The following is a 23,844-nucleotide window of genomic DNA, read 5'->3' on the forward strand; positions in this document are numbered from 1 at the left end:
TTGACCCATCAATTGTATTATTAATAAATAAGCATGAGTACAGCATATAATCCCAAAGAAGCAGAAAAAAAATGGTATAACTACTGGTTAGAAAATGGCTATTTTAAATCCGTTCCTGATGAACGCGAGGCTTATACCATTGTTATTCCACCGCCTAATGTAACAGGCGTTTTGCACATGGGCCACATGCTAAATAACACCATTCAAGATGTGCTTATTAGAAAAGCCCGTCTTAATGGTTACAATGCTTGCTGGGTTCCCGGAACTGATCATGCCTCAATTGCAACCGAAGCGAAAGTTGTTGCCAAATTAAAAGCAGAAGGTAAATCTAAACATGATTTATCCAGAAAAGAATTTTTAAATAAAGCTTGGGATTGGACGCATGAGTACGGTGGTAAAATATTAACACAATTACAAAGTTTAGGAGCTTCTTGTGATTGGGACCGCACCAAATTTACGCTTGACAAAGACATGTATGAATCTGTAATTCAAACATTTATAGATCTACATAATAAAGGCCTAATTTATCGTGGATACAGAATGGTAAATTGGGATCCTGAAGCCAAAACAACACTTTCAGACGAAGAGGTTATTTATAAAGAAACACAAGCCAAACTGTATTATATCAATTACAAAATTGAAGGCTTAGATGATCAAGTTTGCATTGCAACAACAAGACCAGAAACTATTTTTGGTGATACAGCTATATGCATTAACCCAAACGACGAACGCTTTACGCATTTAAAAGGCAAAAAAGCCATTGTTCCTATAATTGGAAGAAGCATACCAATTATTGAAGATGATTATGTTGATATTGAATTTGGGACAGGTTGCTTAAAAATTACACCAGCACATGATGAAAATGATAAAATCATTGGCGACAAACATCATTTAGATGTCATTGATATCTTTAATGATGATGCAACACTTAACCAACACGGTTTACATTATGAAGGTCAGGATCGCTTTAAAGTAAGAACCGCATTTACAAATGAATTAAAAGAAGCTGGACACCTCCAAAAAGTTGAAGATTATACTAATAAAGTTGGGCTTTCAGAACGTACAAAAGCCGTAATAGAACCAAAGCTTTCAGATCAATGGTTTTTGAAAATGAAAGATTTGGCACAACCAGCACTTAACGCTGTTCTAAAAACAAAAGAAATCAACCTCTTTCCTAGTAAATTTGAAAATACTTATAAACATTGGCTAGAAAATGTGAGAGACTGGAACATCTCTCGACAATTATGGTGGGGACATCAAATACCAGCATTCTATTACAACGACAAAGGTGATTATGTTGTTGCAAAAACAAAAGCTGAAGCTTTAGAGTTAGCTAAAAAACAATCTAACAACAACCAGCTAACTGAGGCTAATCTTAAACAAGATGAAGATGTTTTAGACACTTGGTTTTCATCATGGTTATGGCCAATTTCTGTATTTAATGGAATAAACAACCCTAACAATAAGGAATTTAATTACTATTATCCAACAAAAGATTTAGTTACTGGACCAGATATTTTATTCTTCTGGGTAGCTAGAATGATTATGGCTGGTTACGAGTATACCGACAAAAAGCCCTTTGAAAACATTTATCTCACAGGCTTAGTGCGTGATAAAAAAGGCCAGAAAATGTCGAAGTCTTTAGGAAACTCTCCGGATGCCCTAAAACTGATTGACGAATACAGTGCCGATGGTGTACGCGTAGGTCTACTATTAAGTAGTGCCGCAGGTAACGATTTATTGTTTGATAAAGCGCTTTGCCAACAAGGAAAAGGATTTGGAAATAAAATTTATAACGCATTTAAACTCATCAATTCGTGGGAAATAGATCCGGACTTACAACAACCTGAGCACTCAAAACTTGCATTAAAATGGTATACTTCAAAATTTGCAAAAAGCCTTCAACTAATTGAAGATCATTTTAGTAAGTATAGAATTTCTGATGCTTTAATGACGAGTTATAAATTGGTGTGGGACGATTTCTGTTCATGGCTATTAGAAATTATAAAACCAGCCTATCAACAACCTATCGATGCTATAACTTATCACCGTATTATTGAGCTTTTTGAAAATAATTTAAAAATTTTACACCCATTTATGCCATTTATTACAGAAGATTTATGGCATCAAATCAAAGAAAGAACAAAAGATGAAGCTTTAATTATTAGCGAGTGGCCTTCAGCCGAAGCAGTCGACCAAAAGCTTTTAGACGGTTTTTTATTTTCTTCAGAAGTAATTTCGAATATTAGAAACATACGTAAACAAAAAAATATTCCATTTAAAACCTCTATTAACCTGTCGGTCATTAATTCTGAACAAGCCGATAAGCAGTTTGATAGTATTATTAATAAAATGGGAAATATTGATCAGCTTACCTATGTTGACTCTAAAATTGACAATACCATCAGTTTTCGAGTAAAAACAAATGAATATTTTATCCCTATACAGGGCACAATTGATGTTGAAGCAGAAAGAAAAAAATTAACTGACGAACTAAACTACTTAAAAGGATTTTTAAAATCAGTTGATAAGAAATTATCAAATAAACGCTTTGTAGATAATGCCCCTGAAAAAGTTGTTGCTATTGAACAACAAAAAAAGGCTGATGCAGAAGCCAAAATTGAAACGGTAAAAAAGAGCTTGGAAAGTCTATAAAATTATAAACGCCAAGATATATGTTTCTTGGCGTTTTTAATTATTTAATGTAAGGTTATTTAAAGCTTTAGGTTTACATAAAAATGTAGATATAAAGCTAGCTTAAAAATCAATATATTTATACGCTAACAAAATATATTTTCTTTTAGCCTCTTTTTTCGTAACGCTTTTAGCTTGAAATAAAGCATTGGCTTTAAAAGCGTTAACAAGTTCTTCTCCACTTTTGCCTTTAACAGGTACACTGGTTATTTGCATAGAATCTGCATCGCTTGTCGCCTTTTTATAATAAGCGTAAAAATACAATAAAGTGTCTTGCTTAAATTTATAATCTGTTTGACTAACAGCTCTATAGGCTTTTAAAAAAAGCTCATGTAAATCTTCAGAGTTAAGCTGATTAATGGTTTGGTTAGTCATTATTCTGGCTTTTTGCAAGTACTGATTTAGCGCCCTTAACAACGTCACCGATTTTAACGTTTATTTCTGCGTCTAATGGTATGTATACATCCACACGCGATCCAAATTTAATAAATCCACTATCTGTACCTTGTTGAACTTTTGTGTTAGGCGTAGCATAGTTTACAATACGCCTTGCCAGTGCTCCAGCAATTTGGCGGTATAACACTTCACCAAAATTTTCAGTTTTTATGACAACCGTTGTACGCTCGTTTAGTTCGCTCGATTTTGGATGCCAAGCTACTAAATATTTTCCTTTGTGATATTTACTGTAAACTACTTCACCTCCAATCGGGTATCGCGTGACATGAACATTTATGGGCGACATAAATACGGAAATTAAACGCATTGATTTCTGAGCATATTCAGGTTCTACAACTTCTTCAATGGCAACTACCTTACCATCTACCGGTGATAAAATATGGTGATTATTTTGCTTAACTATCCGAGTTGGATTTCTAAAAAACTGAGCAATCAGAAAAAATACTACTATAGTAACAGCAAATACAACATAATGAATAATTACGTTTTGAAAAGCTAAACTTGCTGCTAAGTTTAAAGCAATGCAAATAAATAATGTAAAAATTAATATTTTATGACCTTCCTTATGAAACATAGTCTACAATAATTAAAAATAGATAGACAAATGTACTAGAAAAAAGCATACTATCCATTCTATCAAAAATTCCTCCATGACCAGGCATAATCTTTCCACTGTCTTTTACAGATGCACGTCTTTTAAATTTTGATTGCACAAGATCTCCCAAAGTACCAAAAATACTGATAATTAGGGCTATAAATAGCCAACTAAATAAATTTAATTGAGGTACATACTTGTGAATTAAAATTGATGCAATTAGTGAGAAAACTAAACCTCCAATGAAACCCTCAATTGTTTTTTTAGGAGAAATTCGTTCAAAAAGCTTATGCTTGCCAATACTTTTGCCAACTAAGTAAGCAAATGAATCGTTACACCAAATTAAAATGAACATTCCAATCAAAATTTCAGGGATATATTGTCCATCAAAAACAGGTATCAAGGTTAAAAAAACAAATGAAGGTACCAGGTAAAATAAAGTAATTAAATGTTTTTTACTGGTGAATAATGTAATTGTTTTAATGGTGTATAAATCTTTGAGAAGATAAAATTTAATAGTAAGAGTCATAGCCATTAGGGCTAAAACTATAGCAAAATTAAAGCTAGTAAAATTAAATATCAGCAATAATGAAATTAAAACAACATAGGAAAGATAATTCTTAAATTGAAGTAATTCTTGTAACTCTTTCAAACAAATTAAGCCCATTATACTAAAAAATGCAATTAAAGCATAATGACTCAAAAAGGCTGTAGATACTATTATTGAAATATATAGGATTCCTGTTATGGAACGCTTAATAAGCTCATTCATGTATTATAAATCTTCAAGCAGCAACAAATATAGGTTTTTTGTTGTACTTCCATAACTTAAAAAGTCCGACTTATCACTATTATCTTTTTCAAAAGTTTTTAAAGTCGTAATATTACTCGGTATGCTGTTTTTATATTTTGATTTTAACCTAGTTAAACCTTCTCCAATAGTTTCAATAAGTTGGCTTGTTGTTGCTGTTACTATAAAGTGATAAGGCAAATCTTCAAGCTTTTTATCTCCGATTTGTTTAGAACTTATTAAAATTGCACCTGTATTGCCTATTAGGTATTCACAATTTGAAATAAAAAAATCAGCTGAATTATCTTTGCTAAATTCCACATCATGGGCTTCAAAACGCTTTGCAGTTTCATTTGAATAATAGTAACAAGGCTTGTTTATCCAGTTATTTTCAGATAATATGTTATGAAATGTATCTTGTAGCTCTTCTTCGTTTTCACAATATAAAAACTTGCCACCGTTTTTTTTAAAATTATTTAAAAACATGTCATCTATAGGAAGCTTAGTTTCAGGCATAAACTTGCTTGCTTCATTATCAGACTCCTGACTTGATTCTTTAAACTTAAAAAGCTTTTTAAAGATGTTCATATAAACATTGTGTAATGGGGCATTTTGAAATATTTCAAATATAAAAAATTCTTGACACTTAATTAACAGCATCAAGAATTTTTAAAAGGATTTATAATTATTTTACTATTTTTTGTTTGTAGATTCTTCTTGGTTTGAATCTTTTGTAACTGAATTGTTTTTTTCAACTTCCATGTCTGAGTTTTCATTTTTTGAATCATCAGACTTAGAATTATCATCACCTTCAGATTTAGATAAGTCTTCTTTGATTTCAGGAGCTGTTTGTTTACCATTTTTAACCATTTCAGGTTTTTTAAATGGTCGTTCACCGAATATTTTCTCTAAATCATCTTTAAAAATCACTTCTTTGTCTAATAAAATTTCAGCCAACTCAATAAGTTTATCCTTATTTTCATTTAAAATCTGGATAGCTCTTTGATATTGTGTTTCAATGATATTTGAAATCTCTTCGTCAATTAACTCAGATGTCTTATCAGAATAAGGCTTAGTGAAATTGTATTCAGATTGACCAGATGAGTCGTAATAAGTTAAATTTCCGACTTTATCGTTCAATCCATATATGGTTACCATAGCTTTAGCTTGTTTGGTTACCTTCTCTAGATCGCTTAATGCACCAGTTGAAATTTTATTAAATATTACCTTTTCGGCAGCTCTACCACCCATTGTTGCACACATTTCATCGAGCATTTGTTCAGTTCTAACAATTAAACGCTCTTCAGGTAAATACCAAGCTGCACCTAAAGATTGTCCTCTTGGAACAATTGTAACTTTTACAAGTGGAGCTGCATGCTCGAGCATCCAGCTAACAGTAGCATGACCAGCCTCGTGATAAGCAATTGCTTTTTTCTCATCGAGCGTCATTATTTTATTTTTCTTTTCTAATCCCCCAATTATACGGTCAACGGCATCAAGGAAGTCTTGCTTTCCTACTGATTTATTTCCTTTTCTTGCGGCAACTAGTGCTGCTTCATTACAAACGTTTGCAATATCGGCACCAGAAAACCCAGGTGTTTGTTTAGCTAAGAAATCTGTATCTAATTCATTGTCTAATTTTTTGAGTGGCTTTAAGTGAACATCAAAAATTTCTTTACGTTCACGAAGGTCTGGTAAATCAACATAAATTTGTCGATCAAATCTACCAGCACGCATCAAAGCTTTATCTAAAACGTCAGCACGGTTGGTAGCGGCTAGCACAATAACATTTGTATTAGTGCCAAAACCATCCATTTCAGTTAAAAGTTGGTTTAATGTATTTTCACGCTCATCATTAGACCCTGAAAAATTACTTTTTCCTCGTGAGCGACCGATAGCATCAATTTCGTCGATAAATATGATAGCTGGTGATTTGTCTTTAGCTTGTTTAAATAAATCACGTACCCTAGATGCACCAACACCAACAAACATTTCAACAAAGTCTGAACCCGATAATGAAAAGAATGGCACGCCAGCTTCGCCAGCCACGGCTTTAGCCAACAGGGTTTTTCCTGTACCTGGAGGACCAACTAAAAGAGCTCCTTTCGGTATTTTACCACCTAAATTAGTATACTTATCAGGGTGCTTTAAAAAATCAACTATTTCTTGAACTTCTTCTTTAGCACCTTCTAGACCAGCAACATCTTTAAATGATGTTTTTATATCTTTTTTCTCATCAAATAATTTAGCTTTAGATTTACCTATATTAAATATTTGGCCGCCAGCGCCACCACCAGCTCCACCACTCATTCGGCGCATGATAAAAATCCAAATACCAATAATTAAAATAAATGGCAACAAACTAACTAGCATGTTGCCCCAAAAATCTGAACGACTTTCAAAAGTTAACCTAGTATTTAAATTATTTTCATCAATAGTTTCTTTAACATTGGTTTCAAAATTAGACAGGTCGCCAAACTCAAAAGTATAATTAGGATTTTGCTGTCCAGGAAAAACACTTTCTCCAACTGCTTTTTTATGTATTGATTTTTCTTTGGCTTCTGGAGTTAAATAAACTTCAGCTACTCCTGCATTTTTAACAATAACTAATTTTTCTACATCACCAGATTTCAGATAATCTTCAAACTCAGCTGGACTAGTTTTAGCTATATCCGAAAAACCTGAACTTCCAAAAAACTGAACGCCTAAAAAGATAAGTATAATACCGATATATATCCAATATGAATTAAATTTAGGCTTGTTCGGCTTGTTAGGTTTTTTAGATGAGTTGGGTGTCTTATTTGTTTGTTTTGCCATAAGTTAAGTAATCTCTTTAATAATTTGTTTCAATTTCAGTAATTTTTGCGTCTCCCCAAAGGCCTTCAATATCGTAATATTGTCTTGTTTCTTTTTGAAAGATATGAACAACTACATTTACATAATCCATCAATACCCATTTTGAATTTTCTTGACCTTCTACATGCCAAGGCTTATCTTTCATGGCTTTACTAACTTGCTTTCTAATTGAGCTCTCTATAGCATCAACTTGTGTATTTGAGTTACCTGAGCAAACAACAAAAAAATCACAAACTGTATTCTCTATTTCGCGTAAATCAATGAGTTTAACATTATCGCCTTTAACATCTTCTATGCCCTTGATAATGTTTGTTATTAATAAATCATTGTTGATTGTATTCAATGGTATGTTTATTTTATAATTTTGTGAGCAAAAATAATGTTTTTTAACATCATTGTAAGCCTGTTAACAAAAGATTATTCCCACATGTTATCATAATGAAAATAATCAAAATTAATGCCACTAGTTCTACCAATGAATTTATGCGCCAATTTACACTTCAAACCGAACTAAATGAAGTATACTGCGTTAAAGCAAACACACAAACAAATGGCCGTGGGCAAATGGGCACTTCTTGGCAAAGCGAAAGCGGCAAAAACCTCATAGTAAGTTATTTATTGCCTAATTTAAAGATTTGTCCTGACCATAGTTTTATTATAAGTATGCTAAGTTCTTTGGCAATTATTAAAACTTTAAAGCATTTTAATTTACCCCACTTAAAAATTAAGTGGCCAAACGACATCTTGTCAGGAAGAAAAAAAATATGTGGTATTTTGATAGAAAATAATTTCAAACAAAACCATATTAACTCTAGTATTATTGGGGTTGGACTTAATGTGAATCAAATTGATTTTTCTGAACTTCCAAAAGCGAGCTCTTTACAACTTATATTAGGACAAAAAATATCTATAGATACTGTCTTTAGGTCTTTAAATCTTGAAATAGAAAAAGTTTATCAAAGCTTACTTCATCAAGAATTTGAGGGTGTTAAACAAGACTATTACGCGAAACTTTTAGGTTTTAATAAAGTACAAAGCTTTCATTTTCCAGACCAATCTATTTCAGTAGGGATTATAAAATCTGTTTCTGATCAGGGCTTTCTAAAAGTTGAGTTTGAAAATGAAACTTCAGAATTTGAACTTAAGCAAATTAAACAACTATACTAAAAATCTGTAACCAATCTCATAAATTGACGTCTTATAAAGAAATTATTATTATGAAACATTTTTTAATCTTATTTTGTTGTGTGTTTGCAACCACTATTCAATCTCAAAACTTTAAAGGCCAAGCCGTTTATATGTCTAAAACCACGGTTGACTTAGATAATTGGGGCGGTAATAAAATGAGTGAACAACAAAAGAAAATGATTATGGAACGTATGAAGAGTATGTTCGAGAAAACCTATATTTTAAATTTCACAAAATCAGAATCATTATACAAAGAAGATGAGCAACTAGAAGCACCAGGAAGTCGTGGTTTTGGTATGATGGGGAGTTTTACCGCTGGCCCTCAATACAAAAACTTGAGTGACCAATTACTCATTCAAGAGCAAGAGTTCTTTGGCAAACGCTTTTTAATTACAGACTCCTTAGAGCAATTACAATGGAAAATGACTGGCGAAACAAAAAAAATTGGTCAATACACCGTTTTTAAAGCAATAGCTACAAAAAGTGTTGATGAATTTGATTGGCGAAGTATGCGAAGAAAAAAGGATGATTCTGAAAAAAAGAAAGATTCAATTGCAAATAAGTCTAATCAGGACCCATTTAATCAAGTCGAAGTACCTGAAAGTATAGAAATTACAGCTTGGTATACACCTCAAATCCCTGTAAGCCACGGACCATCAACTTACTGGGGATTACCTGGATTAATTCTAGAAATTAATGCCGATAGAACCACAATTTTGTGTAAAAAAATTATCATTAATCCTCAAGAAGAGATCAATATCAATAAACCAGAAAAAGGAGATATTGTAACTCAGACCGAATACAATAAAATTATCAAGAAAAAGATGGAAGAGATGCGCGAAATGTATCGCGGTCGTAGACGCTAAATAATGAAGCTACTTTTTTTATCTAATTAAACCACTCTACCTTATGAAACTATTTCTCAAACTTGCTTTATATTTAGTTTTTAGCACTTCAATCGCACAAGTTACATTTCAAGGAAAAGTAATTGATAGTCTTGGCACTCCTTTAGAAATGGCTAATGTAATAGCAATAGACACAACCACGAAATTAATGGAATCTTATGCCATCACCAATAAAATGGGAGATTTTAAACTTAGTTTAAAATCTAACCAAGTGTATAATATTCAAGCAAGTTATGTTGGTATGAAAACAGCCGAATTTAACTTAACAACCAAATCTGAATCGATTAAGCGAGACATCAAATTATACCTTGACAATGCGTTAGACGAAGTACAATTAGTTTATGAAATGCCTGTTGAAATACGCGGTGACACACTTGTTTATAACGCAGATTCATTTAAAAATGGTACAGAACGTAAACTTGAAGATATTTTAAAAAAACTACCCGGAATTGAAGTTAATGATGATGGTGAGATTGAAGTTGAAGGTCAACGCGTACAAAAAGTAATGGTAGATGGGAAAGATTTTTTTGATGGAGACTCTAAACTTGCCTCTAAAAATATTCCTTCAAATGCTGTAGACAAAGTCCAAGTTTTAAAAAACTATGGTGAAGTTGGTCAACTCAGAGGTGTTCAAAACAATCAAGATAATTATGCGATAAATATAAAATTAAAAGAAGGCAAAGAAAATTTTTGGTTTGGAGACATTAAAGCTGGTGGTGGATATACAGAAGCTAATGGCTTATACATTTTTCAGCCCAAACTTTTTTACTACAGCCCAAACTATAGTATTAACTTTATAGGTGATGTTAATAATTTAGGTGAAGTTGCTTTTACCCGTCGTGATTATTTTAACTTTAGTGGTGGCTTTAGAATGCCAAGTCGCCAGAGTGGCACGAATATAGATTTAGGAAGTAATAATCTAGGATTCTTAAGTTTACAAAATGACCGTGCAGCCGATATTGAATCGCAATTTGCAGCTGCTAACCTTAGTTATTCACCAAAAAAAACACTTGATTTAAGCGGTTTTGCAATTTACTCTGGCAATACAACGCGAATTATTGAAAACAACTCGGTGATTTACACAGATAACGATTTAAATATCCCAGACGAAATCACAAATAATAATACGCTACAAGAAAGCCAACTGGGTATGTTGAAATTATCTGCTAAGTATAAGCCTGATGTTAATAATCAATTAGACTATGATGTTGTTGCAAAAACTTCTAGAGAAGAACAAACACAAGACTTCTTTTCTTCTGTAGTTGGGGAAATTGATCAAATTGAAGAAATTAACCCATTTAGCATCAACCAAAACCTCAACTATTATTACACACATAATGAAGACAATATTTTTGCTTTTGAAGCACAGCATTTAATACAAGATGAAGACCCATTTTACAATGCCATTTTACGCAATAAAGATTCATACGTTACAACGGCAAACGGTATCGGGCTAGACAACCTTCAATCTAACTATAACGTAGCTCAAGAAAAACGTGTGCAATCAAATCAGTTAGATGCAAAATTAGATTATTGGAATATTCTTAATAAAAAAAGTCACTTAAACTTAACAGTCGGAAGTATTTTGAGTAGACAAGAGTTTAATTCAGAAATCTTTCAATTTTTAGATGATAATTCTCAATTTGAACCTGTGCCTGTCAATACAGACTTATCAAATATTAATGATATAACATACAACTTTACTGATTTATATCTTGGCGTGCATTACAAGTTGAAGTCTGGTATTTTCACGTTCACACCAGGCTTTTCAGCTCATGCTTATAGTTGGAACAACACACAGTTTAATGAAAAATATAAAGACGATTTTTATAGAATTTTGCCAGATTTGAACATTCGTGTACAATTAAAAAAGAGTGAACGTATTATTTTTAATTACCGAATGCAAACACAATTTACAGATGTAACAAACTTAGCTGAAGGCTTAGTACTTAATCGTTACAACTCGCTTTATTCAGGTAATAGAGCTTTAGACAATGCATTTTCGCACAATGTAAATCTGAGTTACTTCAGTTTTAATCTATTTAATTACACCAATGTCTTTGGCAGTTTAAATTACAATAAGCGTATCGATCAAATTAGAAATTTAACAAATTTTGAAAGTGTTATCAGAACAAACTCTCCTTTTAACTCTGACTTTGCAGATGAAAACTTCTCGGCTAACGGTCGTTTTCAAAGAAGTTTTGGTAAACTTAGAGCAAGCGTTGGCGGTAACTTCAATTATTCAAAATTCAACCAATTTATACAAGGAGAACGTTCAGTTAACGAAAATTATTCGCAAACTTACAATGCTGAACTGAGAACAAACTTCAGAGATGCTCCAAACTTTGAAATTGCATATCGATATAGCATTCAAGATAATGATCAAGGAAATAGACGTACCAAATTTTACACAAACTCTCCTTCAGTTAGTTTTGATGCATTAATATTTAAAACACTAACTTTTAAAACTGATTATGCTTACAATAATTTTAGTGATGAAGATGGTACTTTGAATAGTTTTGAGTTTTGGAATGCAAGCTTAAGCTATCGTAAAAATGCTGATAGTAAATTAGAATATGAACTTAAAGCCACTAACCTACTTGACACAGACCGGCAAAGCCAAAGTACAAATTCTAACATTTCAGTAAGCGCTAGCGAATATTTCATACAACCAAGATTTATTTCTTTTCGCTTAATTTATAGTTTATAGAATATAAATTTTTACAAAAAAAAAGCGCTTTTGAAATCAAAGGCGCTTTTTTAATCGGTAAAACTTCAATTTTAGTTTTGCATGTATTTTTGAAAAATTGGCATCATTTCCATAGACATTTCTTGGCCTATTTGCATTGAAGCTTGAAATATTTCATCTTGACCTTCAAGCATTTTCTTACCTAAGTCTGTGTTATAAAACTCAAGCATAGCTTTAATTTCTTCATGAGAATAAACCTCAATTGCTTTTTTAGCTAGTTTTTCATACATATCATCTAAAACTGGCTGCAAATCTTTTTTAAAATCAGCTACTTTATCTTCTGGTATCTGCATATAAAGTGGCTCTAAAGCTGTTTCAACTGTGTTGTTGGACATCTTCATCATTTTAACAGCATCTTTTAAATGTGCAGAATCTACGTCTTGTGCAAAGCCGAAACTAACGACACATAACATTGCTAATAGTACTAACTTTTTCATGGTATAAAAATAATTAAATGGTTACGTTTTCTTGAAATAACGGCTTTTCAGACATCATAAGGTGAACATCTTGCTTAATTTGTTCTAAAATAGCTTCGTCTTGGTAATTAATAATTGCTTGATCTATAAAGTTTACTACTTGTTTCATATCAGCTTCAAGTAGACCTCGAGTAGTAACAGCTGGTGTACCAACTCGAATACCAGAAGTTACAAAAGGTGATTGCGTATCAAATGGCACCATATTTTTGTTAACTGTAATTCCTGCTTTACCTAAAGCTGCTTCTGCTTCTTTGCCTGTAATATTTTTGTTTCTTAAATCAATTAGCATCATATGGTTGTCTGTGCCACCAGAAATAAGTTTATAATCCTTGGCCACAAACTCAGTAGCCATGGCCTGTGCATTTTTAACCACTTGCTTTTGATAGTGTAAAAAATCATCAGTTAATGCTTCTCCAAAAGCAACTGCTTTGGCCGCAATAATATGCTCTAGAGGTCCACCTTGATTTCCAGGAAACACACCACTATCTAAAAGGCTAGACATTTTTTTAAGCTTACCGCTTTTTAGTTTTAAGCCAAATGGATTTTCAAAATCTTTCCCCATTAAAATAATTCCTCCTCGAGGACCACGTATGGTTTTGTGTGTGGTTGAAGTAACTATATGGCAATGTTCAACTGGGCTTTGCAACAAACCTGTTGCTATTAAACCAGCAGGATGAGCCATGTCAGCTAACAATAAAGCGCCTACTTCATCGGCTATTTCTCTGAATTTTTTATAATCAATCTCTCTAGAATAAGCTGAAGCGCCTGCAATAATTAATTGTGGTTTTTCTTTTACGGCAACTTCTCTTACCTGATTGTAATCTATAAGACCAGTATTTTCATCAACACCGTAAAATACGGGTTGATAAAGTTTACCTGAGAAGTTTACCGGCGAACCATGTGTTAAATGACCGCCATGTGCTAAATCAAATCCTAAAATTTTATCGCCTGGTTTTAAAACGACAGAAAAAACTGCTGTATTAGCTTGTGAACCTGAGTGAGGTTGAACATTTGCATAATCAGCATTAAATAACTTTTTAAGACGATCTTTAGCCAAATCTTCAACTTGATCTACCACTTCGCAGCCGCCGTAATAACGTTTACCAGGATAACCTTCTGCATACTTATTAGTTAAAACTGAGCCTGCCGCAGCTAAAACATCTTGAGAAACAAAATTTTCACTTGCGATAAGTTCTAAACCATTTTTTTGGCGTTCTTCTTCGGCAAAAATTAAATCTAAAACCGCTTTATCTTTCATCATTGTATTAAATCGTTAATTTAAGTCAAAAATAAGAAAAGCATTTAGTAAATTCACATAAAATAATATATTTGAAGAAACATTAATAAATTTATAATTAAATTACAGCATATGTCTTTAGAAGCTAACAATCCTAACAGGGAAACTTGGTTAGATATTTCAGAAAACACAGATTTCCCCATTCAAAATATTCCATTTGGTGTGTTTTTAACACGTGATGATATTATCACTATCGGAACTCGAATTGGTGATTACGCTATTGATTTAGGTGCGCTACATCAATTAGGCTATTTTGATGGCATACCACTTACAGACGATATTTTCTTACAGGATACTTTAAACGATTTTATTGCCGATGGTAGAAAAACCTGGCGCTCTGTAAGAAATCGAATAGCTGAGATTTTTGATAAAAAAAATGATGTTTTAAAAAATAATGAAGAACATCGTAAAATAATTTTATTTACCCTTGACGAAATCGAAATGCAAATGCCTGTTCAAGTAGGTGATTACACAGATTTCTACTCAAGTAAAGAACACGCTACCAATGTAGGGAAAATGTTTAGAGATCCTGACAATGCACTTCTACCAAACTGGCTACACATGCCTGTTGGTTATCATGGCAGAAGCTCATCAATTGTACCTAGTGGAATTCCTTTACACAGACCACAAGGCCAAAAACTGCCTAAAGGCGCTGATAAACCAATTTATGGACCGTCAAGATTACTAGATTTTGAATTAGAAATGGCCTTTGTAACAACCGCTGGAAATCATTTAGGTGAACCAATTCGTGTAAATGAAGCAGAAGATTATATTTTCGGAATGGTTATTTTCAATGACTGGAGTGCACGTGATATTCAAAAATGGGAATATGTACCTCTAGGACCATTTTTGGGTAAAAACTTTGGTTCGTCTGTTTCACCTTGGATAGTCACACTCGATGCACTAGAACCTTTTAGAACTGAAGGACCAAAACCTGAACAAGAACTTTTACCTTATTTACAAAGTGAAGGAAAAAAGAGTTTTGATATTGATTTAGAAGTTGCCATTAGACCGGATAAAGAGCCTGAAGAAACCGTCGTGTCTCGCTCTAACTTTAAATATATGTATTGGAATATGAGTCAGCAATTAGCTCACCACACCGTAAATGGTTGTAATATTAATAGTGGCGATATGTTAGCGAGTGGAACAATCTCAGGACCAACTCCAGACTCTTATGGCTCTATGCTTGAGCTAAGTTGGCGTGGCTCTAAACCATTGAAATTAAAAAATGGTCAAGAAAGAAAATTTATAGAAGACCATGACACCGTTATTATGAGAGCGCATTGTCATAACCATGAAGTTAGAATTGGTTTTGGAGAAGTTTCAACTAAAATTTTACCAGTATTTAAAGATTAGCACTTTAAGTTCTATGAGTTTACAACATTTAAATCGTCTTTTAACAAGGCGATTTTTTTGGTTTAATTCAAACTATAATTTTAATGACAAACTTGTATTGTTATCTTTGCAAATTCAATTTAATAACTCATGAAAATTTCCTACAACTGGTTAAAACAATTTATAAAAACAGATGCTTCTGCTGAAGAAACTGAACAATTATTAACCAACCTTGGACTTGAAGTTGAAGGTATTTCGAAATATGAATCAATCCCAGGGCAACTTAAAGGATTAATTGTTGGAGAAGTTATAGAATGCCAGCAACATCCAAATGCAGATCGACTTAAACTTACTCAAGTTAATTTAGGGTCTAAAACCGTACAAATTGTTTGTGGTGCTCCAAACGTTGCAAAAGGGCAAAAAGTACCTGTAGCTACCGTAGGCACGACATTATATAATGCTGATGAGCCTTGGACTATTAAAAAAGGGAAACTTCGTGGAGAAGTTAGTGAAGGTATGATTTGTGCTGAAGATGAAATTGGTCTCGGTGCTAGCCATGATGGAATTATGGTTTTAGACGAAAAACTAGAAGTTGGCACACCACTTTCTCAAATTTTCGAGGTTGAAGTAGATGATGTTTTTGAAATTGGCCTAACTCCTAATCGTGCAGATGCCATGAGCCATTGGGGCGTTGCTAGAGACTTACGAGCTGGTTTAATTCAAAAAGAAATTAATACAGCTATAGACACACCTTCAACTAGTAATTTTCATGTAGAAGACAGAAGTAAACGTATTTCAGTTGAAGTTAAAAACCCTAAACTTGCGCCAAGATATAGTTCTGTTAGCATTTCAGGTGTGAGTGTAAAACCTTCACCTGATTGGCTACAAAATAGGCTTAAAGCAATTGGCATTAAACCCATAAATAATATTGTAGACACAACTAATTATGTCATGCATGAACTAGGTCAACCGCTACATGCTTTTGATGCTGATTTTATTAAAGATCAAAAAATAATTGTAAAAACAGTAGAAAAAGGCACAAAATTTACAACACTTGATGGCGTAGAACGCGAACTTGACAGCGAAGATTTAATGATTTGTGATGCCGAAAAACCACTTTGTATTGCTGGCGTTTATGGTGGTCTAAATTCTGGCGTAAAAGATAATACAACATCAGTTTTTTTAGAAAGTGCTTATTTTAACTCTGTAAGCATTCGTAAAACTGCCAAAAGACATGGCTTAAATACAGATGCTTCATTTAGATATGAAAGAGGAATCGATCCTAACATTACCAAATACGCCCTGAGAAGAGCCGCTATTTTAATTCAACAGCTTGCTGGCGGAAAAGTGAGTAGTGATGTCGATGACTTTTACCCGAAAAAAATTGAAGATTTTCAGGTCTTTTTAAGTTTTGATAAAATAAACCGATTAATTGGTGAAGATATACATACAGAAACAATTAAATCTATATTAGCTTCACTAGAAATTAAAGTTAATAATGTAACTGAAAGCGGTCTTGGTCTAACTATTCCTGCTTATCGTGTTGATGTACAGAGAGAAGTTGATGTAATTGAAGAGATCCTCCGTGTTTACGGCTATAACTCAATTGATACAGATAGCAAATTTACAGTTTCAGTTGCTAACACATCAAAATTTGATGACTATAAAATTCAAAACCTAATTGCAAACCAACTTGTAGCTCAAGGTTTTAGCGAAACCATGGCAAACTCACTTACAAAAAGCAGTTATATTGAGTTATCTGAACAAATTAATGAGCATCATAATGTAAACATTATCAATCCATTAAGTCAAGATTTAAGTGTTTTAAGACAGTCCATGCTATTTTCTGGATTAGAATCAGTTAGTTATAATTTAAATCGAAATAACTTAGATTTAAAGTTATTTGAGTTTGGAAAAACTTACCATAAATATAAAAACCACGAAGAGCATAAACATTTAAGTTTATTTTTAACAGGAAATAGAACACCAGATTCATGGCTTAATACCCAAAAACCAACTGATTTCTTCTATCTAAAAGGCATTATTGAAAGTATATTAGAACGTCTAAACATCGATTTTAATATAGTTGCTTCAACTGATAATGACTGTATTAGCGAAGGTGTCTTATTCAAATCAAAAAAAATTAAATTAGTAGAATTTGGTCGTGTTAAAACTTCCATTTTAGAGCACTTTAAGATAGAACAAACTGTATTATATGCAGATTTCTATTGGGACCATATACTTGAATTAATTAAAAATCATCAGTTTAAATCATCAACTATTTCAAAGTTTCCATCGACAAGACGTGATTTTGCTTTATTACTAGATGATAAAATCAAGTTTAGTCAAATTGAAGAAATTGCTAAGAAAACTGACAAAAAACTATTACAAACTGTCGATTTATTTGACGTCTACACAGGTAAAAATCTACCCGAAGGCAAAAAAAGTTATGCCGTGAGCTTTAATTTTAGAGACGAACATAAAACAATTACCGATAAGCAAGTAGACAAGATTATGAATAAATTACAACAACAGTTTGAAAAACAACTCAACGCAAGCTTACGCTAATGGATTTGCAAGATGATTTTGTAAAGAAAATGGTTGAGGAATTTGTGCCAATCCATAAATTCTTAGGTCTAAAATTACTTGATATTAAAACTGATTTTGCAAAAGTAAAAGTACCTTTTAGACCTGAAGTTGTTGGTGATATTCGAAGTAATCGTTGGCATGGCGGTATAATTACAACCATAATGGATTCGGTTGGAGGATTAGTTGGAGGCACACATTTAAGCTCTTTGGAAGACAAAATGTCTACCATTGATATTCGGGTAGATTTTTTAAGACCAGCTCATAATGAAGCAATTATAGTTGAAGGTGAAACTGTACGTTTAGGAAAACGCATTCTAGTTACTAAAATGAAGGCCTACTTGGCAAATGACCCAAAACAAGAATTGCTGGCTGAAGGTAAAGGTGTATACAGTTTTATTAGATTGAAAGAAAATAGTTGAAAATCTATTTAATGAGTGTTAAATTTTAATCTAAGCATTTTATAACTTATTTTCTATACCTACATTTATACCGAATGTAGAAATTGATATATGATGCTCGCAAAAACAAATTTACAATCAAAGTTAGAACGCGTAAGAAACCGAGATAATTCTGGTGAAAAGTTACTTGATCAAATCAAAACTATTTTTGACCAAGTTGAAGATAAATACAACTCTATTCAATCTAAATTAAACAATAGTGATGATGTCAATTTTAATAATTTTGATTTAGATTTATTAGAATCTAAAAACATATATCACATCAGCCATATTCAAAAAATTTGTATTGATTACCGTTTGAGATTTCTTGATTCTAGTTATTTTAAAAATGAAATTCCTTTTGAAGCTATTCAAAAAATTAAAAATTTAGAGCAAGAACACGAAACTGAACTCAAAGGTTTCAAAATTATGGCACCTTCAAAATTATTTAAGTTAGAGAATGCTGATGACCCACTATTATTTGCACCTATTGGTAATGATTACTATTATTTAATTCACAAATGGGGAAATGATTTAAGCCCATTTAGAAAATTAGCAATGTGGCCATTTAAATGTTTTGAAAACTTTATGCTTACTGTATTTATTGCAGCATTAATTACAACCTCACTTGTTCCTAACGGCTTTTTTATGGATCCTGAAAATGCTGGAACAGAGTTTTTCTTGTTATTCATTTTTATGTTTAAATGGATTGGTGGTGTTGCTTTATATTATGGTTTTGCAAAAGGTAAAAACTTCAATGAAGCTATTTGGAAAAGTAAATATTATAATGCCTGATAAATAGCGGAATAATAATTTTTGAAACCCGCATAAATGCGGGTTTTTTTATGAATTACATACAACTTTTTAAACCAAACAATGTCTTAATAAAAAATAATTAAAATGAAACAAACAGACCTTTTACAAGTCGCATCAGAATTTGGAAATCCAATTTATGTTTATGATAGTAATAAGATGATTTCCCAGTATAAACGCCTTACAGATGCATTTAAAAAGGTTAAACATTTACGTTTACACTATGCTGTAAAAGCTTTGTCCAATGTTTCAGTTCTAAAACTCTTCAATTCTTTAGGAAGTGGTCTCGACACCGTTTCAATACAAGAAGTCAAGTTAGGATTAAAAGCTGGTGTTTCTCCAGAAAAAATAATTTTTACACCAAATGGTGTTTCATTTTCAGAACTTGAAGAAGCCGTTCAATTAGGCGTCCAAATCAATATTGACAATCTAATGATTCTTGAACAATTTGGTCACAAATATCCAAAAGTACCAGTTTGTATCCGAATTAACCCGCATGTCATGGCAGGTGGAAATACTAATATCTCAGTAGGTCATATCGATTCTAAATTCGGAATTTCAATTCACCAATTACCGCATGTTCTAAGGATTGTTGAAAATACCAAAATGACTATCAATGGCGTTCACATGCATACTGGTAGTGATATTTTAGATATTGAAGTATTTCTTCATGCGGCTGAAATTTTATTTGAAACTGCAAAATCATTTAAAAACTTAGAATTTTTAGATTTTGGAAGCGGCTTTAAAGTACCTTATCATGAAAATGACATTGAAACTGATGTTGAACAACTAGGTCAAAAATTAAGTAAACGTTTTAATGAATTTTGTAAAGATTACGGCAAAGATTTAACCTTAGCCTTTGAGCCTGGAAAATTTCTAGTTAGTGAAGCGGGCTTCTTTTTAGCAAAGGTTAATGTGGTTAAACAAACCACTTCAACTGTTTTTGCTCAAATAGACTCTGGCTTCAATCACTTAATTAGGCCAATGCTTTATGGTTCGAAACATGAAATTATCAATATTTCACACCCACGAAAGCAAAAACGATTTTACTCGGTTGTTGGCTATATTTGCGAGACCGATACATTTGCCAACAATAAACGTATTTCTGAAATTAGTGAAGGTGATATTTTAGCCTTTAAAAACGCTGGTGCCTATTGCTATTCGATGGCTAGTAATTATAACTCTAGATTTAGACCTGCAGAGGTTTTGTGGCACAATAACGAAGCTAAACTTATTAGAAAACATGAAAACTTCGATGACTTGATTCGCAACCAAGTTGAAGTCGCCATATAAATAGCGACTTCTAACCATTACAAAAGCTTACTTTTTGAAGTTTTGCAAACCTTTTTGCAGCCAATTTAAGTAAGCTTTTGCATTAGGTTCATAACCAACAGGCGAATTAAGCAGCTCTAAATCTGAATTTAATAGCACATAAAACGGCTGAGAATTATTTTTAAAGTTAAGTGTTTGAAATGTCGCCCATTTATCACCAATTGTTCTAATTTTCTTTACGCTACCATTATCTCTCTTAAAATTAAATTGCTTGTTTTCAGGTAGGGTTTGGCGGTCATCTACATAGAGTGAAATTAAAATATAATCGTCTTTAATACTTTCATAAACTTCTGGCACACTCCAAACTTGCTCTTCCATTTTTCTACAGTTAACACAAGCCCAACCCGTAAAATCTAATAAAATAGGTTTGTTTTCATTTTTAGCTGCTTGCACACCTTTTTCGAAATCTTTATAAGCTTTTAAACCTAAAGGTCCGTTTGTTTCTTTAGGATAAATACTGTAAAATAATGGTGGCGGAAAGCCGCTGAGTAGCTTCAAATTAGCATAACTAGTATTGGTTAATCCAGGAATTAAATAAACCGTAAAGGCTAAACTAATAACACCTATGATTAAACGACTTCGCTTTAATTTCTTTTTCGGTCCATCATGAGGAAACCGTAATATTCCGAATAAATATAAAGTTAAACCTATGCCAACTATAATCCATATCGCTATAAAAACTTCACGTTTTAAAATACCCCAATGCTGAACTAAATCTGCATTTGATAAAAATTTAAACGCCAAACCTAATTCAATAAAGCCTAAAACAACTTTTACAGTATTTAACCAGCCTCCACTTTTAGGAAGTGAGTTTAACCAATTGGGAAACAAAGCAAATAGTGCAAATGGTAAAGCTAAAGCTAGCCCAAAACCACCCATACCAAAACTTAATAACATGGCGCCACCATCGGCCGTGAGTGAACCACCTAGTAGAGAGCCTAAAATAGGACCTGTACATGAAAATGAAACGATAGCTAAAGTTAAGGCCATAAAAAAGATTCCTATAATACCACCAACACTTGTTGCTTTTTGATCTAGCTTACTACTCCAAGATACAGGCAAAGTAATTTCATAATAGCCAAAAAATGAGAAGGCAAATGCAATAAATATGACAAAAAAGATGATATTTAAAGTTGTGTTTGTAGAAATATTATTAAGTATTTCAGGATTTACAGAGTCTAACAAATGAAATGGTAAGCTTAACAACACGTATATACCAAAAATAAAAACGCCATATAAAACAGCGTTCATTATTCCTAAACGCTTATTTTTAGCACTTTTTGTAAAAAAAGAAACTGTTAGTGGTATCATTGGGAAAACACAAGGCGTTAAAAGAGCTATTAAACCACCTACAAAGCCAAGGAAAAAGACCGTCCAAATAGTCGATTCTTCTTTGTTTGTACCTAAATCTTTTGAGAATGATTGTGTGTTTTTAATGTCTACTTTTAATTGATTTTCTAATGAAAGATCTTCAGAGGTAACTTTAACTTCTTGATTTTCAACCTGCGCTAATTGACTTCCTTGAACTTTATAAGTAAATCGTTTTTGGTCTTGTGGTAAACATTTTTCATCATCACAAACTGAAAATAAAAGTTCTAAATTTAAAGTCGCATTAGGATTTATAACCTTTATCTGCTGCTTAAAGGTTACTTCATCTTCAAAATATTTTAAATCTGCTTGAAATATTTCATCATAAGCTTCAATACCTTCAGGCTCTATTGTTTCACCAATTAATTGAAAGTCACTTGCATTAAATGTAAAATTAAGTTCAGTTGGTTCAGGTCCTATTTCATCTGGCTTCAATGGCCTTTGCGATGGTAAATGCCAACTTTCAAGCATTTTAGCTGTTACTTTTATGGTGTAAACAGAATCGTTAACTTGACTTACATCGCTGGAAAACGAAATTGGATTTATAGTTTCTTGCCCTTTAAATTGTTCGCCAAATTGGGCATTAGCCTGTAAACTACAAATGGTAAATAAACCTAATATTATATACTTTAGTTGAGCCATGTTATTTTGAGACATTTATTTTGATTTTCTGTAACTTTAAAATGATGATCTAAACGCTTTTTTACAAGCCATACAATGTGATTTTGATCTTCAAAAACCAATTGTTTTTGTTTTTCGAGTGTTGGCACTTTTAAATCGCGCAAAAAATGAAGAACCTTTTTTTTACCTTTCATACCAAACGGTGTAAAAGTATCATTCGTATTTATTGATCTTAAAATTAAGGGAAATTTAAGTTGATTGATATTTATGCAGACCTGATTAGCTGATTTTGGCATCTTAAAACCTTCAACTGTGGCTTTAAAATATGGCTGTGAGGCTTTAACCAACTCCTCAAGTGAGTTAAACTGTAAAGGTATAAATTCATCTTTAATTTTCCTGTTGTAAAGCCTAAGTTCATCCCTATTTTTTACCAATAGATGTGATTTACTACTAATTTTTTTACCAGTTTCTGCATTAACTAAATGTTTAATATCATCCCAAGCTGTAAAATTAAAATCACTTAACAAATAAAATAACAATTCTAGGTAGTTAGGATACTTCTTCAAGCGGTTTAAATAAATAATACTTACATCAGATTGGGTTTTAAAAACCTCATTTTTAATTAATTGCACATAATCGCTTAACAAAATAGAAGCAGTTTTTAAATGCTGTAAACTACCCATAAAAGCATCTAAAAAATGGGGCGATAGTTGCTCTAATTCTGGTACAATTTGATGCCTGATCTGATTACGCAAATAAGCATTACTCGCATTAGATTCATCCTCACGCCAAGTAATTTTATTTTGTTTCGCAAAACTTAGTAATTCTACTTTACTAAAAATTAAAAGCGGCCTTCTGATGTAACTATTTTTATCAGGAATTGCTGTTAAACCTTTTATTCCACTACCGCGTGAAAGATTAATTAAAAAAGTTTCAAGGTTATCGTTAAGATGATGTGCTGTGAGTAAGTAATCAAATTGATGTGTATTTATTAGCTCATCAAACCAATGATAACGAAGATTACGAGCAGCGACTTGAGTTGATAAGTTGTGCTGTTTTGCATATTTATGAGTTTCAAATTGCCTAACATAATAATCGACTTGACGTTTAATAGCATAATTGACCACAAAATCTTGATCTTGAACTGATGCTTTGCGCAGATTAAAATTACAATGTGCTATGCTGTAGTTAAGCCCTAACTCATGGCACAACTCTACCAAAACCATGCTATCTATACCACCACTTACAGCAATTAACAATTTTGCCGAATTTAATTCTGGGAAGTTTTTATTGAGATGCGTTTTAAATTTCTGTACCATTTATAAAGCAAAAATACGAACTTT

Annotated in this window: 19 protein-coding genes; 9 read left to right on the forward strand and 10 right to left on the reverse strand. The window is 32.4% G+C overall.

Annotation, left to right across the window (positions count from 1 at the left end; translation table 11 throughout):
- Window positions 1-27: 27 nt before the first annotated feature.
- Window positions 28-2,655: a valine--tRNA ligase gene (locus IMZ30_RS01260; RefSeq protein ID WP_207039655.1), complete on the forward strand. Its 2,628-nt coding sequence runs from the start codon at window positions 28-30 to the stop codon at window positions 2,653-2,655.
- 102 nt (window positions 2,656-2,757) lie between these two features.
- Here the strand turns inward: IMZ30_RS01260 and IMZ30_RS01265 are convergent, their stop codons facing one another.
- The 6 genes from IMZ30_RS01265 to rsfS all read right to left on the reverse strand — a co-directional run bounded on the left by IMZ30_RS01265 (window position 2,758) and on the right by rsfS (window position 7,734).
- On the reverse strand, window positions 2,758-3,069 hold the full coding sequence (locus tag IMZ30_RS01265) for an acyl-CoA-binding protein (RefSeq protein WP_207038753.1): 312 nt from the start codon (window positions 3,067-3,069) through the stop codon (window positions 2,758-2,760).
- Window positions 3,062-3,724 (reverse strand): phosphatidylserine decarboxylase family protein, encoded by a 663-nt coding sequence (locus tag IMZ30_RS01270; RefSeq protein WP_207038754.1) that lies wholly within the window; start codon window positions 3,722-3,724, stop codon window positions 3,062-3,064. The genes IMZ30_RS01265 and IMZ30_RS01270 overlap by 8 nt, the downstream gene beginning before the upstream one ends.
- Window positions 3,714-4,517 (reverse strand): phosphatidate cytidylyltransferase, encoded by an 804-nt coding sequence (locus IMZ30_RS01275; RefSeq protein ID WP_207038755.1) that lies wholly within the window; start codon window positions 4,515-4,517, stop codon window positions 3,714-3,716. Before IMZ30_RS01275 ends, IMZ30_RS01270 begins: the two co-directional genes overlap by 11 nt.
- A gap of 3 nt (window positions 4,518-4,520) precedes the next feature.
- Window positions 4,521-5,123, reverse strand: a complete 603-nt coding sequence (locus tag IMZ30_RS01280; protein WP_207038756.1) for an LUD domain-containing protein — start codon at window positions 5,121-5,123, stop codon at window positions 4,521-4,523.
- A 105-nt stretch (window positions 5,124-5,228) separates the two neighbouring features.
- Complete coding sequence (ftsH, locus tag IMZ30_RS01285) at window positions 5,229-7,352, reverse strand: ATP-dependent zinc metalloprotease FtsH (RefSeq protein ID WP_207038757.1); 2,124 nt, start codon at window positions 7,350-7,352, stop codon at window positions 5,229-5,231.
- Window positions 7,353-7,368: 16 nt separating this feature from the next.
- A complete protein-coding gene (gene rsfS, locus IMZ30_RS01290) occupies window positions 7,369-7,734 on the reverse strand; it encodes a ribosome silencing factor (protein ID WP_242529679.1) in 366 nt (121 codons plus the stop codon).
- 95 nt (window positions 7,735-7,829) lie between these two features.
- Here rsfS and IMZ30_RS01295 point away from each other — a divergent pair, with 95 nt between their 5' ends.
- From IMZ30_RS01295 to IMZ30_RS01305, 3 genes are read left to right on the forward strand one after another with little or no spacing between them, the layout of a single operon-like run.
- A complete protein-coding gene (locus IMZ30_RS01295) occupies window positions 7,830-8,558 on the forward strand; it encodes a biotin--[acetyl-CoA-carboxylase] ligase (RefSeq protein WP_207038758.1) in 729 nt (242 codons plus the stop codon).
- Window positions 8,559-8,608: 50 nt separating this feature from the next.
- Window positions 8,609-9,445 carry a GLPGLI family protein gene (locus IMZ30_RS01300; protein WP_207038759.1) on the forward strand — a complete coding sequence of 279 codons (837 nt, stop codon included), beginning with the start codon at window positions 8,609-8,611 and terminating at the stop codon, window positions 9,443-9,445.
- 43 nt (window positions 9,446-9,488) lie between these two features.
- Entirely contained in the window at window positions 9,489-12,194 is a 2,706-nt protein-coding gene (locus tag IMZ30_RS01305) for a carboxypeptidase-like regulatory domain-containing protein (protein ID WP_207038760.1), read from the forward strand.
- A 71-nt stretch (window positions 12,195-12,265) separates the two neighbouring features.
- Here the strand turns inward: IMZ30_RS01305 and IMZ30_RS01310 are convergent, their stop codons facing one another.
- Window positions 12,266-12,670, reverse strand: coding sequence for a DUF2059 domain-containing protein (locus IMZ30_RS01310; protein ID WP_207038761.1), 405 nt, complete (start codon window positions 12,668-12,670; stop codon window positions 12,266-12,268).
- A 13-nt stretch (window positions 12,671-12,683) separates the two neighbouring features.
- The gene (gene glyA / locus IMZ30_RS01315) at window positions 12,684-13,967 is read right to left on the reverse strand and encodes a serine hydroxymethyltransferase (protein ID WP_410523997.1); all 1,284 of its coding nucleotides are present in this window, start codon (window positions 13,965-13,967) and stop codon (window positions 12,684-12,686) included.
- Window positions 13,968-14,078: 111 nt separating this feature from the next.
- Between glyA and fahA the strand changes: the two genes are divergently transcribed.
- The 5 genes from fahA to lysA all read left to right on the forward strand — a co-directional run bounded on the left by fahA (window position 14,079) and on the right by lysA (window position 20,473).
- Entirely contained in the window at window positions 14,079-15,362 is a 1,284-nt protein-coding gene (gene fahA / locus IMZ30_RS01320; protein ID WP_207038763.1) for a fumarylacetoacetase, read from the forward strand.
- Between the two features lie 129 nt (window positions 15,363-15,491).
- Window positions 15,492-17,909 (forward strand): phenylalanine--tRNA ligase subunit beta, encoded by a 2,418-nt coding sequence (gene pheT, locus IMZ30_RS01325; RefSeq protein ID WP_207038764.1) that lies wholly within the window; start codon window positions 15,492-15,494, stop codon window positions 17,907-17,909.
- Complete coding sequence (locus IMZ30_RS01330; protein ID WP_207038765.1) at window positions 17,909-18,349, forward strand: hotdog fold thioesterase; 441 nt, start codon at window positions 17,909-17,911, stop codon at window positions 18,347-18,349. The genes pheT and IMZ30_RS01330 overlap by 1 nt, the downstream gene beginning before the upstream one ends.
- A gap of 93 nt (window positions 18,350-18,442) precedes the next feature.
- Window positions 18,443-19,162, forward strand: a complete 720-nt coding sequence (locus IMZ30_RS01335) for a hypothetical protein (protein ID WP_317194397.1) — start codon at window positions 18,443-18,445, stop codon at window positions 19,160-19,162.
- Window positions 19,163-19,267: 105 nt separating this feature from the next.
- Entirely contained in the window at window positions 19,268-20,473 is a 1,206-nt protein-coding gene (gene lysA, locus IMZ30_RS01340; protein ID WP_207038767.1) for a diaminopimelate decarboxylase, read from the forward strand.
- A gap of 27 nt (window positions 20,474-20,500) precedes the next feature.
- Here the strand turns inward: lysA and IMZ30_RS01345 are convergent, their stop codons facing one another.
- Together IMZ30_RS01345 and tilS are read right to left on the reverse strand one after the other, a co-directional pair.
- Window positions 20,501-22,537: a protein-disulfide reductase DsbD family protein gene (locus IMZ30_RS01345; protein ID WP_242529680.1), complete on the reverse strand. Its 2,037-nt coding sequence runs from the start codon at window positions 22,535-22,537 to the stop codon at window positions 20,501-20,503.
- Entirely contained in the window at window positions 22,510-23,820 is a 1,311-nt protein-coding gene (tilS, locus tag IMZ30_RS01350) for a tRNA lysidine(34) synthetase TilS (RefSeq protein WP_207038768.1), read from the reverse strand. Before tilS ends, IMZ30_RS01345 begins: the two co-directional genes overlap by 28 nt.
- Window positions 23,821-23,844: the final 24 nt, after the last annotated feature.

It is taken from the genome of Psychroflexus sp. ALD_RP9 (genome assembly GCF_017311165.1).
Classification (GTDB): domain Bacteria; phylum Bacteroidota; class Bacteroidia; order Flavobacteriales; family Flavobacteriaceae; genus Psychroflexus.